The 5,010-nt window shown below is 64.0% G+C and carries 9 protein-coding genes; 5 read left to right on the forward strand and 4 right to left on the reverse strand.

What is annotated here, in order from left to right:
* A partial coding sequence (locus A5652_RS05825) for a universal stress protein (protein ID WP_232001099.1) occupies positions 1-89 on the reverse strand: 89 nt, incomplete at its 3' end.
* A gap of 146 nt (positions 90-235) precedes the next feature.
* On the opposite strand from A5652_RS05825, the gene A5652_RS05830 reads away from it, so the two are divergent.
* A complete protein-coding gene (locus A5652_RS05830) occupies positions 236-757 on the forward strand; it encodes a hypothetical protein (protein ID WP_067347644.1) in 522 nt (173 codons plus the stop codon).
* Positions 758-888: 131 nt separating this feature from the next.
* Here A5652_RS05830 and A5652_RS05835 read toward each other — a convergent pair whose 3' ends face one another.
* On the reverse strand, positions 889-1,389 hold the full coding sequence (locus A5652_RS05835) for a hypothetical protein (protein WP_067347627.1): 501 nt from the start codon (positions 1,387-1,389) through the stop codon (positions 889-891).
* Between the two features lie 158 nt (positions 1,390-1,547).
* On the reverse strand, positions 1,548-1,739 hold the full coding sequence (locus A5652_RS05840) for a hypothetical protein (RefSeq protein ID WP_067347630.1): 192 nt from the start codon (positions 1,737-1,739) through the stop codon (positions 1,548-1,550).
* Positions 1,740-2,126: 387 nt separating this feature from the next.
* On the opposite strand from A5652_RS05840, the gene A5652_RS05845 reads away from it, so the two are divergent.
* Positions 2,127-2,345, forward strand: a complete 219-nt coding sequence (locus tag A5652_RS05845) for a hypothetical protein (RefSeq protein WP_067347633.1) — start codon at positions 2,127-2,129, stop codon at positions 2,343-2,345.
* A gap of 232 nt (positions 2,346-2,577) precedes the next feature.
* Positions 2,578-2,943: a DUF732 domain-containing protein gene (locus A5652_RS05850; RefSeq protein WP_067347637.1), complete on the forward strand. Its 366-nt coding sequence runs from the start codon at positions 2,578-2,580 to the stop codon at positions 2,941-2,943.
* 35 nt (positions 2,944-2,978) lie between these two features.
* Here the strand turns inward: A5652_RS05850 and A5652_RS05855 are convergent, their stop codons facing one another.
* A complete protein-coding gene (locus A5652_RS05855) occupies positions 2,979-3,599 on the reverse strand; it encodes a TetR family transcriptional regulator (RefSeq protein WP_156745173.1) in 621 nt (206 codons plus the stop codon).
* Between the two features lie 87 nt (positions 3,600-3,686).
* Between A5652_RS05855 and A5652_RS05860 the strand changes: the two genes are divergently transcribed.
* Both A5652_RS05860 and A5652_RS05865 read left to right on the forward strand, forming a co-directional pair.
* On the forward strand, positions 3,687-4,517 hold the full coding sequence (locus A5652_RS05860) for a mycofactocin-coupled SDR family oxidoreductase (protein WP_067347640.1): 831 nt from the start codon (positions 3,687-3,689) through the stop codon (positions 4,515-4,517).
* Between the two features lie 7 nt (positions 4,518-4,524).
* A partial coding sequence (locus tag A5652_RS05865) for an SDR family NAD(P)-dependent oxidoreductase (RefSeq protein WP_156745174.1) occupies positions 4,525-5,010 on the forward strand: 486 nt, incomplete at its 3' end.

The following is a 5,010-nucleotide window of genomic DNA, read 5'->3' on the forward strand; positions in this document are numbered from 1 at the left end:
TCCGCCGCGATCGCGCCAGCGCGGTCCACCGCGCGCAGCGACGAGTCCGAGCCATCGGTGCCGACTACGACGGTCTGATAGGCGCTCATATCCCGCTCAGTGTAAAGCCGACGACGGCGCATAAGAGTGAAAACCGAATTGTTTGGGGCCGGGCTCTTGAACCATATGCGCCCACGCCCGATCCGGCAGGCCTCCTAAGGTGCGCTATCTTCGCGCAGTGACCAGACCTGCGCACATTAGCGCTCTCGCGGTGACGCTTGCGCTGACAGGGTGCTTGACCGCGCCCCACGGAACCGCCGACCCGACCGCTCAACAGTCGCCTTTCCCGACCGGAAAAGCCGGCACCACCATCCACGTCACCGAGTACAGCACCGCGACCGCCGACGTCACACTCAACAACGCGACCTGGGTTTCGTCGGGGTGTTACGGCGGCGGGGGTTGCAACGTCATCGAACTCACGATCGCCGGCAAGTCCGACGCGCCGTTCAGCTACGGCCAGACGTCCGTGACCGCCGCCTCCTCGCCATGGCGGCAGGACCCGAACCGGGATACCGAGGGTGGCTCGTCCCTCATCGATTATCAGAAGATCAACAAGATGCCGCCGCTGCATGCGGGCAGCGTCACCAACGGTCAAACCGCCCACGGGTTCATCGCCTACGCCGCCAACATCAACCAGGGCGACATTTACATCGAGTTCAACGATCCCGATGCACCGGCGGCACCCACCCCACTAGCGGGCTGGAAAGTCCACACCTGAGCGCAGCCACCATCGTGCGCAGGGTTCTCGAAGCCGACGCGATCAGACACATTGCGCGACAATGAATATGAGTGCGAGATGTCGGCGAGACGTGGCTGGCAACTTCGCGGAGGCGTACCCGAAGGGTTGATTCACACGCGCTCGGCCCTCATCTCCATGTCGATCGTCCCTTGACACGCGCCGCTCAGGATGTCGGTGTGCATGATGCCGGCGAGCGACCCGTCGGGCTGGGGCGTGTAGCGCACCTGTGTCCGGGCCGGATTCCATTGAATCGTGGTGTCGGGCATCATGCAGTCCCATTGAAATTCGTTGACCTGCGACCAAGACTTTCCATCCCAGGTGAACTGAACCGGCTGCGGAACCGTCGGGTTAGTGGGCGGAGGGCCACTGACGATGGTGGCGACGCACTTCCCGTTGCTACAGCTCGAGCTGAAACCGTAGGTCTCGGTGTGCTGCGTTTCCGGGTCGCCGACCGCCATGCTGGTCCCGGCCTTGGGGCCGACCATGAACGTGATTGCGTACTGGCCGTTCCAGGACGGATTGTCGGCACAGGCTACCGGGGGGAACGGCAGAGCGATCGCGAGCGACGCGGCGGATAAACCGGCGAAGTTGTTCAGACGGTGTAGGGCCATAATTCCTCCTCCGAGGCCGAACCGACTCAATCGTCGTATGCCGGACAGTCGCCGACAAGGTTCTTGCCGAATGACTTGGCGTGCGCGATTTTCTGCCGCTACCCCGGGAAGAGTCCGACCAGGCAGTCCGCTCCCCGGCCTGAAGACCTAAAGCCGCCCTACCAGCCCCACTCGTCGTCGTCGAGCACATCCACGGTCAGAGAGTTGTCGGCGGGGCCCTTCGTCCCATAGGTGAACGTAATCAGGGTGCGGTCGTCGTCAAGCGGTTCCGTCGCTATCACGGTAGCGTGCCCGACCTTCATGCGGATCCTGTCCCCGGGCTTCAACTCGTCAACACGTTTGAGGCTCACGCTCAATCCATCAGCATCCAAGGTCGACGAGACCGCACCGAAACCCGTTGGAAAGCAGTACGTCTCACGGCACCTTGCGCGGTGTCGTCGGTGGTTTGCGGCGGTTCGCTGAACCAGGTCGGAAAGTTCAAGGTCGAGTAGTCAGCCGGCATAAGCCCATAGGGCTGAGGCAGCCGCGGCCGCCGGGATGTTCGCAGATGTTTCTGTTCATCGCCACGTCAGTATCTTCACCGCGACCCCTCGGGCGTAAAAACGCCGCGGTGCTGTCAGGTGTAGGCCGCCCGACGAAGGTTACCAATGGGTCCCTGAAGAGCTCGAAGGGCCGCCACGTGCAGGTGCGTAGACCGGCCGTGTCGCGTGGCGCGCGGCCGGAGCAAAATGTGAGACGTGAGTTGGACGAGGTATACCGGCAGAGCGCTCGCAGATATCACCCTGGACGGCGACGCGCTGCATGCCGAGCTCGAAGACGGCATCCGCGTAGGCAATCCGCATCTGACGGATGTTCGGCTCGAGCTGGCAACCGCGACCGAAGCTATCGACGCCGAACGAGGCCGGCGCTGGTATGAAGTCACGTACCTGGCCGAAGACCCGGAAGCCAGTTCGTAGCCGATAGCCCGCGGCGGCCCGTTTGCCCGCGCGGTCAACAAAGGAGCGCCGCGGTGCGGTCAACCATTACCACTGTCCTCGCGATCGGTTGCGCCATTGTCGCAGTGCCGACGCCGACGGCGTGGGCGGACGAGGGCTTCGTTGCTCTGGCCGTGTCCGATTTCGACTATCGTCGATTCAAGTCATCCTGACTGCACACCGATTGGTCCGTGCACAGAGGGGGCCGAGTCCGATGAAGGTTGGTTCTGCGAAGTGGCCGGCCGTCTGCGCGATCGTCCTGTCCGCCGCCGCGCTGGCCTACGCGGCCCCGGCGGCAGCGGATGACACCGACGACGCGTTCATCGCAGGCCTGTCCAGGGGCGGAATCACCATGCCCGACAACGACGATGCGATCGCGAAAGCCCACACGGTGTGCACCAGCATCGCCGGCAACCCGAACGCATCGATCCCGGCGATTCAGCTGGCCAGGCAAACGGACCTTTCCGTCAAGCAATCCGCCTACTTCGTCGGCCTGTCGATCGCGACCTATTGCCCGCAATACAGGGACGATATCGACCCCTCGGTGACCTGGCTACTGCCGTTGCCGCCGCTCATGTGACTGGAGCTCTTGCGGCAGTATGGATTCCGTAGTGCTCAAGGCCGCACCACCCCTGCGGGGCCATTCTCGTAGGCGTGGGTCAACCAGAACACCGCGCGTTCGATGCCCGGCACGATTTCGGTGACATCGATCTCCCCCTGAGTGAATCGAGCAAGGAACCCGTAGACCACGCCGGTGAGGATGAGCTCGAGGTCCTTGGCGAAGCCCGGCTCCGCTTGCGTCAGTACGGCTTTGACGACGGGAACAACCGCGTCGACGCCGCGCTGAATGAGGCGCCTTCCGCCGGGGCCGGATCGCGCCTGGAAATAGCAGCGCAGCATCAACGGATGTTGCTCCCACGGCTCGAAGATGGTCCGCATCACGTGCATCAGGTCCACATACATCGACTCGCCGGGCAAATCGTCGATCAGCGCCGGCAGGCGCGCATAGCGTTTGGCATCCATCCACTCGTCAAGGGCGGCGACAATGAGCTCGTCACGGGTGGGATATCGCTTGTAGATGGTCGCCAGGGAGACTCGGGCCCGCCGGGCAACCTCGCGCAGCTGCACCGCCTCATAGCCCTCGTGGTCGAGCATTTCGACCACGATGTCGAGGATCGGGTCGGCCCGCCGCCTCGAAGCGTCGCTCGCCGCATCCACGCCGGCCCCTTTTGCCATCACAGTAACCATGTTACTGTGCATCGGTGAGTAACGGCGTTACTCAAGCCTGATCTGGGTCGATGATTGGAAACGAGGACGAGCTCGGTGGGTTCAATAGATGGCAAAGTCGCCTTCATCACCGGGGTTGCGCGCGGCCAGGGCCGCAGCCATGCGGTGCGACTCGCGCGCGAAGGCGCCAACATCATCGGCATCGACATCTGCGCGAACATCCCCGCCAACGGTTATCCGATGGCCTCCCATGAGGAGCTGGTCGAGACCGTCGCGTTGGTCGAAGAAGCGGGCGGCAAGATGCTGGGCACGGTCGCCGACGTCCGCGAGTTCGAGCAAGTCAAGGCCGTGATGGATGCCGGCGTGGAGCACTTCGGACGCCTCGACATCGTGTTGGCCAACGCGGGAATCGCGCCCCTCGCGTTTCGGCAGTTGAGCATCGAGGAGGAGCTGGCACAGTGGCGCGCGGTCACCAGCGTCAACCTCGACGGGGCGTATCACACGGCATGGGCGGCGGTCCCGCATCTGCTGTCCGGTAACCGCGGCGGGGTCATCATCTTCACCAGCTCGACCGCCGGCATCAAGGGTTTCGGCGGCTTGCAGGGCGGCGGCCTGGGTTACGCGGCATCGAAACACGGGATCGTCGGACTGATGCGGACCCTAGCCAATGCCCTTGCACCGCTGAACATTCGGGTGAATACCGTGCACCCGACCGCCGTCAACACGATGATGGCGACCAACCCCGACATGACCGAATTCCTGGAAAAGAATCCCGGTGCGGGTCCCCACCTGCAAAACCCGATGCCTGTCGGAATGATGGAGCCCGAAGACGTCAGCGCCGCCATTGCCTACCTGGTCTCCGACGAGGCGAAGTATGTCACCGGCGTGACCTTCCCCGTCGACGCCGGCTTCTGCAACAAGGTGTGATACACGGATGACGACGAACAACGCAGCGGGCCGCGTCGCGGGCAAACGGGTCTTGATCACGGGGGCCGCACGCGGCATGGGACGTTCGCACGCGGTGCGCCTCGCCGAGGAAGGCGCCGACTGCGTCCTGGTCGATATCTGCTCCACGCCAGAGGGTTTGGAATATCCACTGGCCACCGAAGACGAACTGAACGAGACCGCGGAACTGGTCGAGAAACAGGGCCGCCGTGCGATCACCCAGATCGTCGACGTACGTGACGAGGCCGCCATGAAAGCGGCGGTCGACGCGGCCGTCGACGAACTCGGCGGACTCGATGGTGCGGTCGCCAACGCCGGCGTGCTGACCGTCGGCACATGGGACACCACCACCGCCGAGCAGTGGCGGCTGGTCCTCGACGTCAACCTCATCGGCGCCTGGAACACCTGCGCGGCCGCACTCCCCCACTTGGTCGCGCGGGGCGGCGGGAGCCTGGTCAACATCAGCTCGTCGGCC

The sequence above is a fragment of the Mycobacterium sp. 1165178.9 genome (assembly GCF_001673555.1).
In the GTDB taxonomy this organism is placed as follows: Bacteria; Actinomycetota; Actinomycetes; order Mycobacteriales; family Mycobacteriaceae; genus Mycobacterium.

Bases quoted from the DNA above. Each gene is read 5' to 3' on its own strand.
- A5652_RS05835 (WP_067347627.1), bottom strand. From the start codon at position 1,389: ATGGCCCTACACCGTCTGAACAACTTCGCCGGTTTATCCGCCGCGTCG.
- A5652_RS05850 (WP_067347637.1), top strand. From the start codon at position 2,578: ATGAAGGTTGGTTCTGCGAAGTGGCCGGCCGTCTGCGCGATCGTCCTG.
- A5652_RS05855 (WP_156745173.1), bottom strand. From the start codon at position 3,599: ATGGCAAAAGGGGCCGGCGTGGATGCGGCGAGCGACGCTTCGAGGCGG.